The sequence below is a fragment of the Daejeonella sp. genome (assembly GCF_046590655.1).
Classification (GTDB): Bacteria; Bacteroidota; Bacteroidia; order Sphingobacteriales; family Sphingobacteriaceae; genus Daejeonella.
The window spans coordinates 1-18350 of sequence record NZ_JBKJUM010000038.1 but is presented as its reverse complement, the minus strand read 5'-3'; the positions used below and the strand labels follow the sequence as shown (position 1 = coordinate 18350).

Here is an 18350-nt window from a genome sequence, read left to right as displayed (position 1 = left end):
TTACCTTGCTGGTAAAATCCCTAATTTTTTGTGATCAATTCATCCAGATTAAGCATCGCGTTAGCAACCACTGTAAGTGCAGCAAGTTCAGGAGCTACACTTACTTTTTTAGTTCCCATCATTTCTGCGGCTTTGCCAGGATCTTTGCGATACTTCTGGAAAGCGTTTTGATACAAGTGTTCCAGGATGTTCAGCTTCTTCGCTGAAATAGGCTTCAGCATCATAATCTCATATCCTTTACTTATTTGTGATTTTACGTCATTTTTCTTAATCGCTTCATGCTGCATCCGGTAAGCAAAACTTCTTGAAGCCTCGATAAATACTGAATCGTTAAGTGTAACTAAAGCTTGTAAGGGTGTATTGGTTCTTATCCTTCTGGAAGTACAAACTTCACGCCCGGCACCATCAAATGTGATCATTGTTGGATAAGGCGCAGTGCGTTTCCAGTAGGTGTAAACGGCACGCCGGTGCGCATCATCGCCTTGACTAGGTTTCCAGGTTTGACCATTCCATGGCGACATCCATATTCCTTCCGGCTGCCATGGCATCACTCCGGGACCATACATTTTCAATTTTAATAAACCACTCACCGCAAGTGCCTGATCTCTGACCTGTTCACCAGTAAGGCGCACACGCGGGCCTCTTGCAAGAAATTTATTGTAAGGGTCTTTTTCTATTAACCCGGGTCTTACTTTGCTATCCTGCTGATACGTGGCAGACATGACCATTTCCTTAAGTAATTTTTTAACACTCCAATTATAATCATTCATGAATTTATATGAAAGATAATCAAGCAGCTCCTTATTACTTGGTGACATGCCCTGCGTCCCCATATCCTCTAGTGTCTCCACCAAACCAACGCCGTAAACCTGCTCCCACAAGCGATTCACCATGGTTCTCGCCGTAAGCGGATTATCTTTACTGGTAAGCCACATGGCTAAGCCCAGACGGTTACGCGGAGCATTTCTCGGAAATGGATTTAAAGATTCAGGAACATCCGGCTTTACTTCTTTTCCTTTTACAAGCCAGTTTCCTCGTTCAAATATATTAGTGGTACGCTGCATATCAGCTGGGTTATCCAACATTATTGGCGTCCCTTCGACTTTCAGTTTTAACAATTGCCAAAAGGTTTTTTCCATACGGGCATAGCCTTCGAGACCTTTACCGGGCAAGGGCTGGGTAAAATGAAACCAGTCGAAAGTTAAACCGTTTTCATTAAGTTTTAGGTTCGGATTGCTGTAGCTGAAAAATAAATCATGCACACCGGCCGCTTGCGGAAAATCTACCTGCGCAATCGTCCACTCTTTTACCGGAGATATGCTTATGGTTGTTAGTACAGGTCCGTTAGGTTTATCTAAGCGAATTGTCCATTTCCCTCCCACTTGAGAACTATTGTAACGATAAATGAGCCGGCTTTTCTGTTCCAGATTAACACCTTTTAATCTGGCCGAACCATTATTGCGAAAACCGAGATATTTGGTATCCAAAAGTGCGCTGTTTATTAGCTGATCTGCTTGTATAGAATTTATGGCTGGCTGCCAGGTTTTAAGTAAGAGCCGGGTTTGTTTGGCTTGCAACGGATACCCGTTTTTTCTTAGCCAATTGGTAACATATTCCACCTTAGAACTATCCTTAGACGAATAATGTCGTAACACGGGGTATTCGGCGTAGGTGTCTTCGTCGCGGGAGTTGTTAAAAAAAGCCAGGAATTTATAATAATCCTCATGTTTAAATGGATCATAAGGATGGCTATGGCACTGCACACAGGCAAACGTAGTACTTAACACACCATCCCAGGTTGCACTCACGCGATCCATCGCGGCCGCCGTTCTAAACTCTTCATTATCGGTACCGCCTTCGTCATTAGTCATGGTGTTGCGATGAAAAGCGGTAGCGATATACTGCATCTCGGTAGGATTTTCCATTAAATCGCCCGCCAGTTGTTCGGCTAAAAACTGATCGTAAGGCTTATCACTATTAAATGCATGAATCAACCAATCTCTATATCTCCAGATGTTTCTGCTATCATCGCGTTCGTATCCTTTTGTATCAGCATACCGGGCCAGATCAAGCCACAGCGAAGTCCACTTCTCTCCAAACTGCGGCGATGCCAGCAACGAATTGACTGCTTGCTCATATGCATTATCATCGGTACTGCTTAAAAATTGCTTACCAAGATCAGCAGATGGCGGAAGACCGGTCAGATCCAGACTGAGCCGTCTTAGCAAAGTAGCTTTATCGGCCTGTGGGGATGGCTCAAGGACTTCCCTTTTTAATCGGTCGTAAATAAAATAGTCGATATCATTTTTTGCCCATTCCAGATCCGGGGCACGGAACAAGCCCCATAAAGAAGCCTTTGGTTTAGGTACTTCAACGGGTTGAACAGGAATATAGGCCCAGTGCTCGCCCCATGTTGCACCCTGTTTTATCCAGGTGCTTAACAAATCTATCGCATCCTTACTTAAAGGTGGGTGCTTATAAGGCATCCGCTCTTCCGGGTCTTTTTCCTTTAACCTGCGAATCATTTCGCTGGCGCCCGGATCTCCCGGAATGATGGCCGGTTTCCCCGACTCCGTTTTTGCGAGGGCTTCTTCCCGGAATAAAACACTAAAACCGCCACGCTGCTTAACTCCGCCGTGGCAGCTTATGCAGTTTTTATTTAAGATGGGCTTAACCTGGGTACTGAAATCAACGGTATTGTCACCAAAGCTGGAAACAAGTATAAAAACCACTATAATTAAAGCTATAGCTGAAATAAGGACCTTTTTATTTTTCCAAAGCTGCATGATTGTTGGTTTGGAGTTTCGTTTCTAATTTAGCTATTACCAGGGATAAAATAACAATTAGTTTAGTGCCGTGAAAAACAACCAAAGCGGGAATGATTAAAAGGATAACGTTATTAAGTCTTACAGGGAAGACTTAAACTTGATGTATGGATTTATCGACCCTTTTGAAACTTAAACTAATTAGTAAACCCATGAGTGGTCGACCACTCACTTTTACTCCATTAAAGTTTGATGCTGCGACATGCAGAATGGGGAAATGTTCCTTTTTGTGCCAACGGGGTCAAAGAATACCGGACTTCCCTACGCCTGGAGAACGAGTAAAAACTTCCACTTTTCAATTCTTCCAACAGGTATTTTGGCACGGTTTACTGGATTGGAGCACATAGGGAACTATAAACCTAAGTCGAGTGTGCGGTACTTGTTAAATTTTTATGCCCAGCGAAGCGGAAAAAGTCCTGCCGTCCGAAGGCCAGATACCGGGGCCGGGGTAAAACTGCGGTCTTTTGGTAAAATATTGCCTATCAAAAGCATTGTTCAAATTCAGCCTTAATTGAAAACGGCGGGTTAAACTGATTTTGCTATTAAAATCGAAAAGATGATAAGCCGGCACAAGACCGGCTGAACCGCTGGCGGTAGGCGTTACTGAATTGAAGGCATCGGCGAAAGACTTGGCAGTATAGCTGTAAAGGCCACTTAAACTGACCTGTTTAATTTTAAAGGTAATTCCGTTCCGGCTTTGCCACTCTGGCACACTTTCCACCTTATTGCCGTTTATGGGAATATTGGCAGTGCCTGAACGCACCACGGCATCCCGATATTTGGCGTCCATAAAGGCCGTAGCCGTAAAGAGGGTCAGGCTTGAGGTTTTACTTAGCAGGAATTCAGCCTGGGTAAACAGTTCAAGGCCGCTGGTCATCGAATGGCCGATGTTTGTCCGAAAGATGATTTCTTCTCCCGCAGTGTTTTTTTGTGCCAGCGTACCCAGCCGGTTTTTATATAACAACTGGAAGTAGCTCACATCCCAGCTCAACGCTTTCCAGTTTCCCCGAAAGCCTGCTTCTAAGTTGTATCCTTGGGCGTCTTTCAAATTCTTATCAGCGATTTCATAAAGCGAACCAGGAATAATATCCTTAAAAATTACGGGGCGGTATGCTTGTGACCAGCCTGCGTATAAATTCATATTTCCGTTTATCGCATATTGGGAATTCAGCCCGAACAAGGGAAAGCGGTGCTTGATTTTATTGGGGATGGCGTTATCCGGATAGTTCTTAATAACCCCATTCATTTTAGTGTCGCCGATTTCCATTCTTGCTCCTGCACTTACAGAAAACCCGTTGAAAAGTGTGAAGCGGTTCTCTGCGAATACGGCGACATTGGCCGACTTCAGATGCAGGTCTCTTCCGAATCCGGGTGTTACCAGCGAAAGGTCATAGTCTGAACCGGTCGTTCCTTTTCCTAACTGTCTCCGGTGAAGGTCGTTGTTCATATACTGGATACCGGTCACCAGGTTACTGATCTGCTTGAGTAAAGGGTACGAATGGAGCAGCCGGAGTTCAGTCGTATAACTGTTATAATTATCGATATCCACTTGCCGGTTGGCATACTGCTGAGTAGCAGGATCTATAACATCCACGTTGGTAGCTGGTTTATCGAACATGACACTGTTGCGTTCTCCTAAAACCGCCGAGCTGGTCAGCCGTACCTGGGTATTGGCACCTGTTTTCCAATCCAGGGTTAAAGACGGGACATGAATTTTAGGGCTATAGTAATTTCGTGAACGGGTAGCCAATTGCGGGTTATTTTGAAACATGGCATCGGTAAGTGGCCCGGCCAGATGGATGGTATAATCAGAACGTGTCCATTCTGCTTTTAACAGTATATTTTTGTTCGCATGGTAGAACATAGAAACATTCTGTGCATTGCTTTTGGAATCACCGTTATCCCGGTAGCCCTTTACTGATTTATTATTGAACCAGGCATAATAGCTAAACTTGCCCTTGGTTCCGCTTAAAGAATTAAATGTGCTAAGCAGTCCGTACGATCCGGCAGTATTGATGCTCTCGAAAGCCAAGGTTTTGGTAGAATCCGGCTGTTTGCTGACATAATTCAGCATGCCTCCAAACTGGGCACCGTACTGAAGGGAGCCGGTACCCCGGACCAGTTCTATTTTATCAACGGCTTCCAGGGGGATATTGTAATGGCTGGCCGGATATCCGTAGATATCGGAATTGGTCATGATGCCGTCTTTACGGATATTGAACTCCCACCCCCGGTGCGGATCAAGGCCCCGGGTAGAAATATTCAGCTGATTTCCCGTTCCATCCATGTCGTAGATAAATACACCTGGGATCTTGGCAAAAATCTGCCTGCCGTATTTTTCGGAGAGCGAAGCATCTTTTGAAGAAAGGCTGATCACTTCATTTTTCTTTCCAGAATAAATAAACATGCCTTTGACCGAATCCATCCGGGCAATGTCCCGTTGTTTATGGATGCTATTAACGGTTACTTCATCAAGTGTCCGTGAAGTATCTTTGACACCCCTTTGGGCGATGGCTGGAAATAAGGTAGCTGCAAATAGGACTGTTAGTAATAGTCTCATAGCTCTAAATAGGTAACAGTCCGTTGATCAAATAGCCTGCAAATATAAGGAAAAGAAAAGCTGGTTATTAGTTTATAAGGCACTTAGTGGAGCCGGAAAGGAATGGGAGGCTGGGCAATTCTGGTGACTACTATTACTTTGAAACGCTTAGCAGAACGGGGTTATCTACAAACAGCCCCACTTTCGTTACGAAGGTTGTTCTGTCATGTTTGTAGGTCATTTATCTTGCGTTTAATTTCGCTTCAATATTTTTCAGCAGTTCTAATTGTGTCGCTTGGCTGTCAAACAAAACTTTTATCGGTTCTTCTAAAAGCAAGTCAATTTTCTGGTGTAAACTCCTTACTTCCAATTCCGCTTTCAGATTTATCAGGTAGTCATTCTCACTTCGCTTTCTGTCTTTTTCTTCTTTCCGATTTTGGCTCATCATAATTATTGGTGCTTGCAAGGCAGCGATTGCAGATAAAACCAAATTCATAAGGATGAAAGGATACGGGTCAAAGACCTCTCGATTTGGTGCAAGTGTGTTGAACAAAATCCAGGCGGAAAGAATAACTGAAAAGGAAATAATAAATTTCCAGCTACCACCGAAACTCGCAACCTTGTCAGAAATGGTTTGTCCTCTGCTTAAAGTTTCCTTTGGTTGATGTAAAAGATTTTCAACAATGAGCTTTTCTTCTGCAATCGCTTGCTTGACTATTTGTTGAAGTTTGGCAAGTTGTTCGTCTTCTGATTTAACGAAATTTGTTATGTCCATGATTGAAAGTTTATTTAAGAAAGTTTAAGGTGATTAGTAAAATGATGATTAGAATTCCAATCAGTGAAATAACAAACAAGTAGTCAGCAATTGTCTCAAGTCGTTTTTCTCTTTTCAGGTCTGATGTCCTGATAGATGCGAACGAAAAAATACACGAAAAAGTCAGCAACACCGCAAAGCTAGAAGTCAACTCGTCAATGATGTGTGTTTCTGTCTTGCTGGCAATATGCAACGATGTAATTACGAAAAGGCAAAATCCTAATAGGTTAGCAGAAGTGTTTAATATGTGTTGGGATGTATTATTTGCCATCTGTCAAAGTTAAATTTAATGTAGTCAGTCAGTTGTTTATTCTCAGTCCATCGGAGTTGGCATGGTCGACAAAGGGCGGCATTTTTTATTGAGCAGCGAAGAAATTATTTGATACTGAATTTTATTTCATTTAAAGTAGGTTTACAGTCGCTCTCTCTAAGCAAAAAAATGAGGCCGTCTCAAATTGTATTCTGGACGGCCTTTTTGGTAAAAACAAAAATCGTCGCCTTGTCGGAACAAATTTCTATAGCTCCTCCAGCTTGGTGACCTGATCAGGTATTGCCAAAATAAAGTCAAATTGACCGCTCGTCGACCGCTAATTGACCGCTCAAACAACACTTTTGACCGCTCAGATACCGCTCAGATACCGCTCGTTGACCGCTCTTTGACCGCTGTACCAAGGGTCTAGAAACGGTGTAGAAAATGTCTAGAACCACTCGTCTGTCGGCGAAGCTGACAGTTTGACGCGGCTTAAATCAGTAGATTAGTTTCAAATTGAATCGGAGATGCCCATTTGAGACCGTTTCATTTTTTGTTTAATATTAATGGGAATTACAATCTAATACTTACTTTTTTACCTGTTCTTACCGCTAAATATATCGCGTCAATAATTTTCAAATCTTTCAGGCCTTCCTCACCGTCAACCGGAACTATAGGTTTTTTTCCTTCCAAAAGAATGCCGGCCATTTCATCCATTTGCACTGTTTGGTGTGTTACATGCGACTGATTCAATTCACCCTTGTTGGTACGCCCCCGGATAGGACCGTAACCCGTAGAAGGCTGTAGTTCTGCGAAGCCTTTTTCTGCAGTTAGGAAAAAACGATCCAGGTAATTCATATTATATGTTGATAAACAGGATGCCACTGCTCCACCAGGAAATCCCATCTGAAATTGTATAGTTTCGTCAACCCCTTCCTTGAATTTCTCCAAATTAGTTTTGGTTTCCTGCGCTGTAACCCATATAGGATCTTCGCCAATCATATATCTTGAGCCATTGATTGCATAAATTCCAATGTCCATCATTGATCCCCCGCCGGCCAGCTGCTTATTCAAACGCCATTGGCTTGGATCGCCGATTTTGAAGCCGCAGAGTCCCTGGAAAAACATAACTTTTCCTAAATCGCCTTCATTTCTCATTCTGATTATTTCCAGTGTCTTTGGTTCGAAGTGCATGCGGTATCCAACAAGCAATTTGACATTGGCTTTTTTGCAGGCTGCAATCATTTCTGTTCCTTCCTTCGCATTTAGAGCCATTGGTTTTTCGCAAATAACGTGTTTACCGGCCTTCGCAACCCGTATCACCTGGTCGTGATGCAAAGCGTTAGGGGTAATTACGTATACGGCATCTATATCCGGATTATCTTTAATGCGGTCGAAATTTTCATAATTGTAGCAATTCGCGGATGGAATTTTATATTTCTCCTGCCAGTCTTTTATCTTCGAGGGTGTACCACTAATAAGGCCGGTTATCCGCGCTCGCTTACAGTTTTTCATTGCTTCGGCCACACGGTTGCCGTAGCTACCTAAACCCATAATTGCTACTCTGAGGACTGGACCATCGTCAACCGGTTTGTAGATATTCTTGCTGTTTGCCAAAGCTTCCCAGGGAAGATATAAGGCAAAAGCTGTACCGGTAAGTTTCTGTAAAAAATTGCGACGTGAATTCATTGCTGCTTTTTTTAAGTTTGGTCTATATTAACTTATTCTGACGTATTTGTTCCATTTTCAGCTCTTTTTCTTTAGTGTAGCAAGGTAATCGATCAGATCGGCAAGCTCCTGCTTGGTTAAGCTGTTATGCATCCCTTCGGGCATCATTGATTCAGGTAAATTCTTAATAGTTTTGACGTTAGTGGTTTTAATTTTTTGAATTATCCCTGCCGGATATTTTACCTCGATTTCATCTTCTGTTCTGCTAGTTATAATTCCTATGAGGTTTGATCCGTCTTTCATATCAATCTGCCAGGTCTCATAGCCAAAATTGATACCTGCCGAAGGTCTGACAATAGCATCAAGCAGTCCTTCCCTTGGAAGCTTAGAGCCAATCTCTGTGAGCTTGGGGCCAAAATCGAAGCCTTCGCCGTTGATCTGATGACAAACGAAACAAGATCTTTTAAATACTGCTGCACCGTTCTTATTATTGCTGGTCATAGCTAATAATTCACTTAAGCTTGGGATTTGCTTTTGGCCGGCAACTTTCAGACTTCCCGGTAAAAATGTCAACCCTTCAGCATAAACTGCTTTCCGTCGGGATGCTTTTAAGCCGTCTACAATAAAAGGTATTAGTTCAGTCTGAACTTTTGTTTTACGAAGCAGTTCTAACGCCCTGTCTTCGCCACTCTGGCTTTTCCCAATCATTTGAGCAGATTTTTGGCGGACAGAATTACTCCGGGATTCGTCGGACATTACATGCTCTAACATATCAATCGCATCTTTATTACCCAAGCTTCCCAATACTGTTAGTGCAGCATTTATCTTTTCAGCATCGTTATTCATGAGAACATCCTGAAATACCTGTCCTTGATTGAATTCAAACACTAATCGGGCTGCATTAATACCTATTGGCTCGTTTGCTTTCGCTATTGCCAGGTCAAGCAGTTTAGGGGTTTCACTTTTTAGCTGGTGCTTCCTGATCATGTCTATATATTCTGCTTTACCTGAAAGCGAGATTAAAACATCCTTTATAGCTTTGATCGCTATAGCGGATTGACGAACATCTTCCGGACTAAGGTGATGTAATGCCAATCTGTTCATTTCTATATCGTTACTGGAGTTTTTTTCTATCATCTCAAGCAAAAACTTCGATTTCCCGGAACCGGTATTAAAGTCGAATGCACGGAAATACCTTAATCTTGTTTTAATGTCTGCTCCCTGATCGGAAGCAAGTTTTGCAAGAAAAGGCAGTGCTTTATCTGTCCGTGCTCGCCAGATAATATCCCTACCACCAGCACTTAACAATGGGTTTGTTACGATTTTCAAATATTCTGAAAAGAAACTGTCCCACTGTCTATCTGCCCCAATCCCCAGGGCCTCTAAATACCAGCGGTCTTTGCCATTGTTCTGTACAGCGAGCGCGGCCCAAAGCTTCGCAGCATCCGGTGATTGAATGTGTCTAAGTGCTATCGCGCATTCCCTGCGCACCTGAGGATCTTTATCCTTTACTAACTTTCTCACGACTGTAGTAAGGTCGACGCCTACTTGCCGGGCCGCCCTTATTCCGGTTATCCTTAGGTCAGCGTTATCATCATTTAATGCTTCATTTATATATTTTTCGCCTTTTGGCATTTTAGCCAATACCCATAAAGCTCGGGCACGCATACGCGGATTAGGGGCCTTCCGCCATAATTTTTCCAAAGCAGGAACTGCTTTTGCCCCCATTTCATGAAGGGCGATCCAGGCATGTCTCCGAACAGCGAGATTTGGATTTTGCAGAGCTAATATCGCACCGTTTGGTGTATTATAATCTTGTACTGGTACACGATATTCTGAAATTGAAGGCGCAATCCGGTAAATGCGACCACGCTGAAGATCACCAACCCGATGGCCGCCCACACCAGGATCATACCAATCGGCAACAATCAGAGAGCCGTCAGGTGCAATACAAACATCGGCAGGACGAAACCATTGGTCATTAACACCTTTTAAGATATTTACTATTTCAGCCGTATACCCTGCTCCGTCTTTTTTTACAGGATATGAACGAACTACATTTGGTCCTGGATCAGAGTGGATCATTTGATTCTGAAATTGCATAGGCAATAAAGAGCCTTCGTAAATCAACATTCCTGTAGGAGAGCCAGCTCCTGTCTGCAAAAGGTTTGGTACTACTCCCGGGTCGTTAAGATGCCAGTGACGCAAAGGAATGGAATCTTCCAGATTTGTTCGCTTTGCCTGCCAGCCTGCACCAGTCATTTCATCTTTAAACCCATAATTGCCGTATTCCATGACGTAATTAATCCGAACTCCCCTATTCCCATCATCATCATTATCACTTTGCCAAATTCCCCCATAACTATCCACGGCCAGTTCATAGTTATTTCTAAAATTATTTCCAAGACACTCGACATTAGAGCCATCCGGATCGCATCGGAAGATCATTCCTTCACGGTATTTCTTGGGACCTATTTCATCTCCATCCTGGTCTAACACCACCTTATTATTTTTGTCCCGTAGTGTTTTGCCTTCGTTTCCAAAGTTAAAATATAACTTGCCATCAGGGCCAAAAGTAAAAGAATGCATACCATGATCATGTTGCTCGCCACCTATTCCCTGAAATAATATTTCTTTGCGATCCGCTTTGTTATCGCCATTATCATCGTAAAATGCCCAGACATAAGGGCTTTGTGAAACCAGTACCCTGTTCCCTAAAACCGAAATACCTAAAGGAGCATTCACTTCTGGTCCCTGGTAAAAAACGGTGCTGGTTTCCAGGCGTCCGTCTCCATCTTTATCTTCCAATATTAGAATCCGGTCACCCTCCGGCCTTGGTTGATTACTGTTAATTTTAAAACGGTAATTGTAAGCTTCAGTTACCCATACCCTTCCATGCTCGTCAACATCAATATTTGTAGGATTGATTAAAAGGGGTTCAGTGGCCATGGTTTGCACCAGTAAACCCGGCACAACTAAAAGGCCTTTCAAAGCGTTTTCAGCTAATCGTTTTTCGCTTTCAGTAATAAGAGTGTCAATTGTATACACGCTGCTCTGGAGTTGTTTACTCGATGCAGAAGTACAGGCCTTTAGAAATAATAAAATCGGTACCAATGCTACTACAAGCTTTAGAACTTCTAAACATCTCTTCGAATAGTGATCCATTTTCATATGTATATAATTTATTTTTTTTAATCGCAATGAAGCATGTTTGAGTTCATATTGATATTATTATTTGAGAAGCAAGCTACTGCCGGTTTTATCTGAATGTAAGCAATTTTAAAAGTGATAAACCCGTTTGTTTACACACTAGAAATTTAGTAAAAAATTTCTTCAAGTCATTACTGAAGTGATTTTTTTTCTAACTCCCGGTAATTTAAACCGATAGGAATCCATTTCTGCGATCCTGGTGCATAATCCGTTTTCAGTATGCCCAACGGAATCAAAGAAAACAGAGATTGCTGGAAAGTGAAATAATCGTTGATTGGAAATCATCCGGTTTAGAAAAAACCAATTCGGGATAGAAGCTTCACTTTTTTTTAAAATTTAAAACCCCTGACGCCGAATCTTGTTGGAATTATATACATATCTATAATTAAACTATATCTAATTCGAAAAACATGGAAAATAATGGATCAAATGAGAACCGCATGATGACGGGGATGTTCAGGGATCGCCAGAGCGCGGAAGGTGCTTATAACGCATTACACGAACGTGGTTATACTAAAGATGAAGTTAACTTGATGATGTCTGCCGATACACGGAAGAAGCATTTCGAAAACTCAGATACCGACACGGATCTGGGTAATAAAGCGCTTGAGGGTGCTGGAACAGGTTCTGCCATTGGAGGAACAGCAGGTGCAATTATTGGTGCTATAGCAGCGATTGGTACAGCAGTAGCTCTGCCTGGATTGGGATTGGTAATAGCAGGTCCTATCGCAGCAGGACTTGCCGGCGCAGGCGCTGGTGGCTTGACGGGTGGTATTGTTGGAGCATTGGTTGGTTCTGGAATACCAGAAGACAGAGCGAAAGAATACGAGTCTGGTGTGAAAGAAGGCGGAATCGTGATGGGCGTAAACCCAAGAACACAGGAAGATGCAGATTATCTGGAAAACCACTGGAAAAATAATAATGGAGAATATATTCACCGTTAGAATTGATTAAATGAAACAAACGCGGGATAAGAGCCGCGTTTGTTTTTTTAACTTTATCGATCTACAACTAAATCATTCAGTAAATATTTATGAAAAGCTTATTTAAATTGTTTTCTTTTTTTCTTGTGTTTAGCCTGCTGGCCGCTTCTTGCAACAATTCAAATTCTGTAGAGTCTGATACAGATACCACAAATGGAGTTATTGACTCTATGCCAGTGGATACAACAGCTGCTGGAGACACAGCAGTAGTTGTAGATTCAATCCAGTAATCTACATATTAAAACCAATTGAGTTAAAGAGGGTTGCCGAAGCAGTCCTCTTTTTTTATGGTCTATCATCCAAATGTGGACTTTTACTTGCAACCTTCACTTGCCCACTTGTGCATTTAGGAATACTTAAACGCTATCGGATGATGATTTTTCTTGTGCTGGCCCATAAAAATTCGCGCATAAATTCTTAAAATAGCCAGCTCAACAAATAGAAAACTAAGTGACGTAAACAGAATGATTACAATTTCACCGGTTTTTATGTGACTGAACATAAGGTCGATACCGATAAATGTGGGTGTCAAGGGTAAACCTATTAAGCCCAGACAGGCTATCAGAAATACCAATCCAGTTTTCGGCCGCTCATATGTATACCCATGATATGTATCAAGCTTCGTGTCATTATCAATTTGCTTAATTTGCCTAAGGCAGATATATCCTACCAGTGAAGAAAATATTATACCGCTCAGGTAAATAATTACCTGCTGATAGCCGAACTTTTCATTGATCAGATTTATTGAAAGAGTCATCATCAATTGTCCGGCTATTGCGGCAAACCATGCATCGAGTGCTTCCCCCCTCTCGGAAAATGCCCGTATAATTAAAAGTAAACCAACGCTTGAAAAAACAATGGGCAATGCATTAAACAACACAGTTGGAATACCCACTTGATAGAATTTACTGTATAGTCCAAATAGAAATAACAATCCCACTACGATAGACGTCGCTTTAGTATCAATAAAATTCATACTACGTCCTATTTTTTTGAATGGATTCCAAAAAATTCTGTACAATATCCCGTCGAGGTTCCATTCTTTAACTGCCAGAATGTATAGGGCATTTTTAAGCTTGATTACCCCCGGCCTATCCGTTCTGTTCTTACGCGGCTGGAAGCTGAATACCATATCATGAATCAGATAACTCAGAACAGATGGAGATACTAAAAGCTGATACGTTCTTAGAAATGCATTACCGGCAAAATGTATTAAAGCGAGAACGTGAAGCCCAAAAGCTATCTCGATAAACATCAAACCTATCTGTGCAATTGATGCATAAGCTATCTGCGTCTTCACAGATGACTGTACACTGGCAATTGAGGATGCTATCAGGCAAGTGACCAGTCCTATTGCTACTATAAGCCATTTGATAAATTCCTGGCTTTCCCAGTAAGGATAGGTTCTAAGAAGCAGGAAGACGCCAAGGTGTACGGAAAGCGATCCATAGAATATTGCGCTGGATGTGGTCGGACCTTCCATTGCCCGGGGAAGCCATGATGAAAATGGAAATTGAGCGGATTTGGCTGCCGCAGCAATTACAAGCATAATACCTATAAAAAGCCCATAGGTGCCATTAGCCTGTAATTGATTGTTTACCAGATCAACATCGTCGAGTTTAACAAACGTAATATTCTCATACCAAAGATGATGACTCATCCACATCGCAAGTATCAGACAAAGGTCTCCTAACCGATACACAGATATAACTTTAAGGCTATTTCTCACAGGCAAATACCTGTCGCGATAGAATGCGATCAAAAGGAATGAAGCAGCTCCGAGAATTTCCCATCCGACAAAAAGTGTCTCAAAATTCCCGGAGAATATTACAATATTATAGCCCAGGAAAAATGCTAGTACAGTTGAGAAAAAGCGTTTAAACCCTTCCTCCCTGTGCATATAATATTTACTAAAAATGATAACCAGGAAAGTAAGCACCGAACCTATAACAGCAAATATCGCTGCAATACTATCAAAATAAAGTGCTATAAAAATCTCTATTTCATCATTTCTAAATACTGTAAGGTGTTTAATATTAAGTATCTGTGATCCATTAATAATCCAAACAATAACGAAGGCTACAATACTTATTAAATGAAGTGCAGAGGTAGTAATTGCCAGTCCGGAGATGAAACGTTCTTTTAGTTTAGGAAGAAACAGACAGATAATGAAACCTGCGAGTGGGATAAAAATGAACAATTGAAGGATGTGTTCCATATGTTTTAGCTGAGCAGGTAAACGGGTAAATTTTCTTTTGTAGCGTGATGAATATTGTTGGTTTCCATTTCAGGCGCTTGTTCAATAAAGCCGTGGAAATCATCTATAAGTTGGGTCGTTTTCTTCAGCGTATCATACGCGATGAATTCCCCATCCTTGAACCGATGATATTTATGTGTTTCAGGATGGATAGCTACAAGATGTACCCATTCGTTAATAAACCATTCGTACATTTCGGGAACGTCCTGGATCGTCTTTAATACTACCTCTGGAAAATGCTCAACAATAATGAGAAGGCGAACAGGGTCATGAACTTCTATCATCTGAACAGGCAGACCCGGGCGAAGATCGCCATCACTGCTATTTGCAACTCCGATAAGCCCCATCACATTGTGCGGGAGCTTGGTGCCTGCTCCTAATTTATAGTTATCTACCCGTGAGAAATAATATTCCAGATTTATCCCTCCGCAAACAGGCCCCAGAGGTCGCATCACACCGCTTAAAAGTTTCCCTTCCGGATCTGTTCTGTAATCATAAGAATTCAGGAAAGCTCGACGGTCGAGATAAACTCCTTTTGTAAGTTTTCTGCTCCCTACAATACATAGTGTGTTAGTGCCGTGGCCTAGCTCGGGCCGGGGCTCAAACAAAGATACCGACCGGTCTGAAATAGCTTTCCGTATCTTATCTATTGTCATTTTGGAATTGATAGATGCAAAACGCCTTGACCGCTCTTTGGAGTTCAGGTTAAGGGCCTTCTCAAACGACTTCTTGTTGATGTGATGTAATTCCTGGTTTGCCTGGTTTAATACATCATCGTCGAAGAATTGGATTTGGTCAGCAGCAGTATCGTGGAGGCCTCCTAAAAACTGAACTTCTTCGGGGATATTTATCGCGTGTTCAGCTAGAATCAAGCGAACAGATGGATGGTTGGCCATAAAGGCAAAAACCCTGGCGTTCACTGAACCTGGCCGGCCGCTGCATGCACCGCAGTCGTGGGCCCCATGATGAGGATTGTTAGCACTGCTTGATCCATGACCGATTATATAAATTAAAGTTGAGAAATCTTTGATCAGGCCTATTCCTCTTAAATGTCCTTCAACACGTGCTGCCATCTCCGGAACGGTAAAACCAACCTGCAAACCATTTTCTGTATCTCCATTAAAATTCTCAATCGTAAGCTCTGAGCCATTACCCATATGAGCAAAAGCATTAGAAATAGCAGGACTCATTACAGGCCTGAACAAATTTGAAATTAATCGCAGGAAGGCAAAAAATCCTAATGTCATTGAGATTAAAGAGCCTATAAAAAACGAATGGGCTAATTTGGTATAAAGCAACTCATGTTTCCTCTTGCCTTTTACGGCCGACTCTTTAATTAAATATTTTGGGGTAACAGGCGCGGGACATAATTTATCGTAGAACTTTCCATTTTCGGGCTGGAAGTAAAATTCTACTCCAAAAAAGCCCGGTGTTCCCAGAGTCTCACAGTTTTTATCTACGTTTTCGATATGCCGTCTTATCGAACATTCACGCTCATCAATGCAAAATAATGCCTGGAAGCTTTTCCCTTCCGAAACTGTCCGTGCTCTTCCACGATCTGCTTCAATGCCGGCCAGTACACTGTCGTAATAACTCCACTCAAAAGCATCCTGCCAGATTGTAAGAACGGCGTTTAACTCCGTGTGTGGAACAGATGCGAAAAGATCGACGGGCTCAACAGATAGCTTATTTACTAATGGGCTCCAGCTTCCCAATTGGGAATCAAGAATATCAATTTCCATAATCAGTTCAAGCGTGATCAGGTCCTGCAGGGAAATAGCCCTTCTGTCTAGCAGCGAATGGGGCTGGTCTTCGAGAGTCGCAGCCATACCTGACCATCCCGGGTGACCGAATTGCTGATCAAAGAGATACTGCTCATAATAACGTGAATCTCCAACAAGCATTTCAAGGAGCTCAGTCACATTTATATTTTCATCCGCAAGGAGCTTTCGCGCCCTTTCAGTCCTGAAAAAACTGCTTAAACCATTGCGCTCAAGTCCACGGACGGATGCTAAAAACCCTCCGGCTTCAAGAGGAAATTTCCACAAAGCAATTCCCTGGTCAAGATAGCTATTCAGCAATCTGAATAACAATGGGTTCACAAAAAAGCTTAGATCAAGATTGTACTGCCTGCTCCACTCCTTTCGCAAGGCTCCTATTTTTGCGTCGTTATGAAGATCATAATCTTTTTGGATAAGCTTGTTTTTCCACTCATCAAGAGAAGATTCGGGCTTGCGCTGAAGAATGGCTTTCTCCAGGATATCCTTCCTGATTCTCCCATCCTTGTACATTTGCCGGAACTCACTCAATTGCAAAGTAACCTGGTATCCAAAAATTTTCGAAGCTTTAAAAATAGCGTCGTAAAATTTCATGTGCTGAAAAGCATGAAGTGAATTATGATGAATAAAATCCTTTAAAGGAGTTTGTGACGGTAAAAAATGTTTTAGCTGATGGATAGTATGGTTCACATCAAACTCATGCAAAGTTAAATTGCCGGGCTGGTTTATAAGCTGCGTTTCTAAGGTCCCTGTTTCTTTCATTGTTTTAGTGTAAGTCGGCAAACGAAGCACACCAATCATTACCGGTCAAATCCGATAACAGTATGATGCGTTGAATAAGAATTGATACTTGTCTGGAGATTATGCGAAATATTCCGGAGGGGAATAAATTGTCTGACTATATTCGAAAGATGGGAAATTTATACAGTGATTAAAATTTAAGCCTGCTAATACTTTTCGAGCTAAATTTAACTGCGTAGGAATGTGATGGCCCAGAAACTCAATTTTTTCCTTCTGTTCCTTAGATTTTTCAGATTCAGCACTGTTTTCACTGCAATCTATCTTGTCCATCCACGTATAAGCAGACTTGTCGCCAAGGGCCCTGGCTAATATCCGCACGCTTTCACTGGTATACACAAAATAAAGGAGGAAGATTAGCAGATAAACCGATATCTTTTTCACCGTGTAGATTTTATTCTAATTTAAGATTTTTTTTGATACTCTGGGGTACGTTTCGAATGTAACTTCTTGTAACCTTCTCACAAGATTCTCCGTAATAAAATAAATTCCATCCTGATAAATTTAATTTAAGTTTTACGAGAAATCAAAATCGATAACAATGACCTGATCTCCTAAGAATAATTTTAACCTTTAATTGTTGATGATAAATGCTTTCACCGAAATCGGGGAAGCATTTTTTGCTTTAGACGGATTTGAATAGTTCAAGTCGCGTTTTGATTCCTTCCTGCCGACATTTAGGTTGACTCCCCGCTCATGGTTGTTCAGCTTAAACCTGTAGATCAATCGGTTACAATGGAGCATTGGCAAGCATCATTTGCATATCCAAAATATTTTCAAAAATATTTGGCACAGACTCTTAAAAGTCTATCTTTGCAGTCCCTTAACAAATGAAAAACACCGATTATCATTGTTAATTGTTCGGGGTGTAGCGTAGCCCGGTATCGCGCCTGGTTTGGGACCAGGAGGTCGTAGGTTCGAATCCTGCCACCCCGACAAAAGCCAGTTCATCTGGATGCAAAAGCCTCTAAATATGATTATTTAGAGGCTTTTCTGCTTTTAAACAGTTCATATCAATCCGTTTCAATCCATACTATCTGAGAACCATTAGGTGACCTAAATTATTTTTTACCTTAGGTCACCAGAATGGGTTTAATTAATTGATTATAAGATCTATACATCAATATAATTTAAACTCAGATAGATCGAAAAGGATCACTTTTATGTTTTTCTGGTGACCTGTTTGGACTTAAATAGTTCAAATCAGTTTATGTTAAACTTTAAAAGT

The 18350-nt window shown here is 41.7% G+C and carries 11 protein-coding genes and 1 tRNA gene; 3 read left to right on the top strand and 9 right to left on the bottom strand.

The annotated features are described in order from the left end of the window. Positions 1-20: 20 nt before the first annotated feature. From ACLL8Z_RS04040 to ACLL8Z_RS04015, 6 genes are all read right to left on the bottom strand, one after another. Positions 21-2786, bottom strand: coding sequence for a DUF1553 domain-containing protein (locus tag ACLL8Z_RS04040; protein WP_411273476.1), 2766 nt, complete (start codon positions 2784-2786; stop codon positions 21-23). A 421-nt stretch (positions 2787-3207) separates the two neighbouring features. Further along, positions 3208-5385, bottom strand: a complete 2178-nt coding sequence (locus ACLL8Z_RS04035) for a TonB-dependent receptor family protein (RefSeq protein WP_411273475.1) — start codon at positions 5383-5385, stop codon at positions 3208-3210. 220 nt (positions 5386-5605) lie between these two features. Next, the gene (locus tag ACLL8Z_RS04030; protein WP_411273474.1) at positions 5606-6139 is read right to left on the bottom strand and encodes a DUF1003 domain-containing protein; all 534 of its coding nucleotides are present in this window, start codon (positions 6137-6139) and stop codon (positions 5606-5608) included. A gap of 10 nt (positions 6140-6149) precedes the next feature. Beyond that, positions 6150-6449 (bottom strand): hypothetical protein, encoded by a 300-nt coding sequence (locus ACLL8Z_RS04025; protein WP_411273473.1) that lies wholly within the window; start codon positions 6447-6449, stop codon positions 6150-6152. Positions 6450-7001: 552 nt separating this feature from the next. Then, a complete protein-coding gene (locus ACLL8Z_RS04020; RefSeq protein WP_411273472.1) occupies positions 7002-8117 on the bottom strand; it encodes a Gfo/Idh/MocA family protein in 1116 nt (371 codons plus the stop codon). A 57-nt stretch (positions 8118-8174) separates the two neighbouring features. Then, the gene (locus tag ACLL8Z_RS04015) at positions 8175-11267 is read right to left on the bottom strand and encodes a PVC-type heme-binding CxxCH protein (RefSeq protein ID WP_411273471.1); all 3093 of its coding nucleotides are present in this window, start codon (positions 11265-11267) and stop codon (positions 8175-8177) included. Between the two features lie 449 nt (positions 11268-11716). Between ACLL8Z_RS04015 and ACLL8Z_RS04010 the strand changes: the two genes are divergently transcribed. Together ACLL8Z_RS04010 and ACLL8Z_RS04005 are read left to right on the top strand one after the other, a co-directional pair. After that, positions 11717-12250 (top strand): hypothetical protein, encoded by a 534-nt coding sequence (locus tag ACLL8Z_RS04010; RefSeq protein ID WP_411273470.1) that lies wholly within the window; start codon positions 11717-11719, stop codon positions 12248-12250. A gap of 89 nt (positions 12251-12339) precedes the next feature. Then, on the top strand, positions 12340-12519 hold the full coding sequence (locus ACLL8Z_RS04005; RefSeq protein ID WP_411273469.1) for a hypothetical protein: 180 nt from the start codon (positions 12340-12342) through the stop codon (positions 12517-12519). 116 nt (positions 12520-12635) lie between these two features. Here the strand turns inward: ACLL8Z_RS04005 and ACLL8Z_RS04000 are convergent, their stop codons facing one another. From ACLL8Z_RS04000 to ACLL8Z_RS03990, 3 genes are all read right to left on the bottom strand, one after another. Then, complete coding sequence (locus ACLL8Z_RS04000) at positions 12636-14507, bottom strand: proton-conducting transporter membrane subunit (protein ID WP_411273468.1); 1872 nt, start codon at positions 14505-14507, stop codon at positions 12636-12638. 5 nt (positions 14508-14512) lie between these two features. Next, the gene (locus ACLL8Z_RS03995; RefSeq protein WP_411273467.1) at positions 14513-17086 is read right to left on the bottom strand and encodes a YbcC family protein; all 2574 of its coding nucleotides are present in this window, start codon (positions 17084-17086) and stop codon (positions 14513-14515) included. Between the two features lie 99 nt (positions 17087-17185). Next, complete coding sequence (locus tag ACLL8Z_RS03990) at positions 17186-17506, bottom strand: hypothetical protein (RefSeq protein ID WP_411273466.1); 321 nt, start codon at positions 17504-17506, stop codon at positions 17186-17188. A gap of 478 nt (positions 17507-17984) precedes the next feature. On the opposite strand from ACLL8Z_RS03990, the gene ACLL8Z_RS03985 reads away from it, so the two are divergent. Continuing rightward, a tRNA-Pro gene (locus ACLL8Z_RS03985) sits at positions 17985-18058 on the top strand. Positions 18059-18350 lie beyond the last annotated feature (292 nt).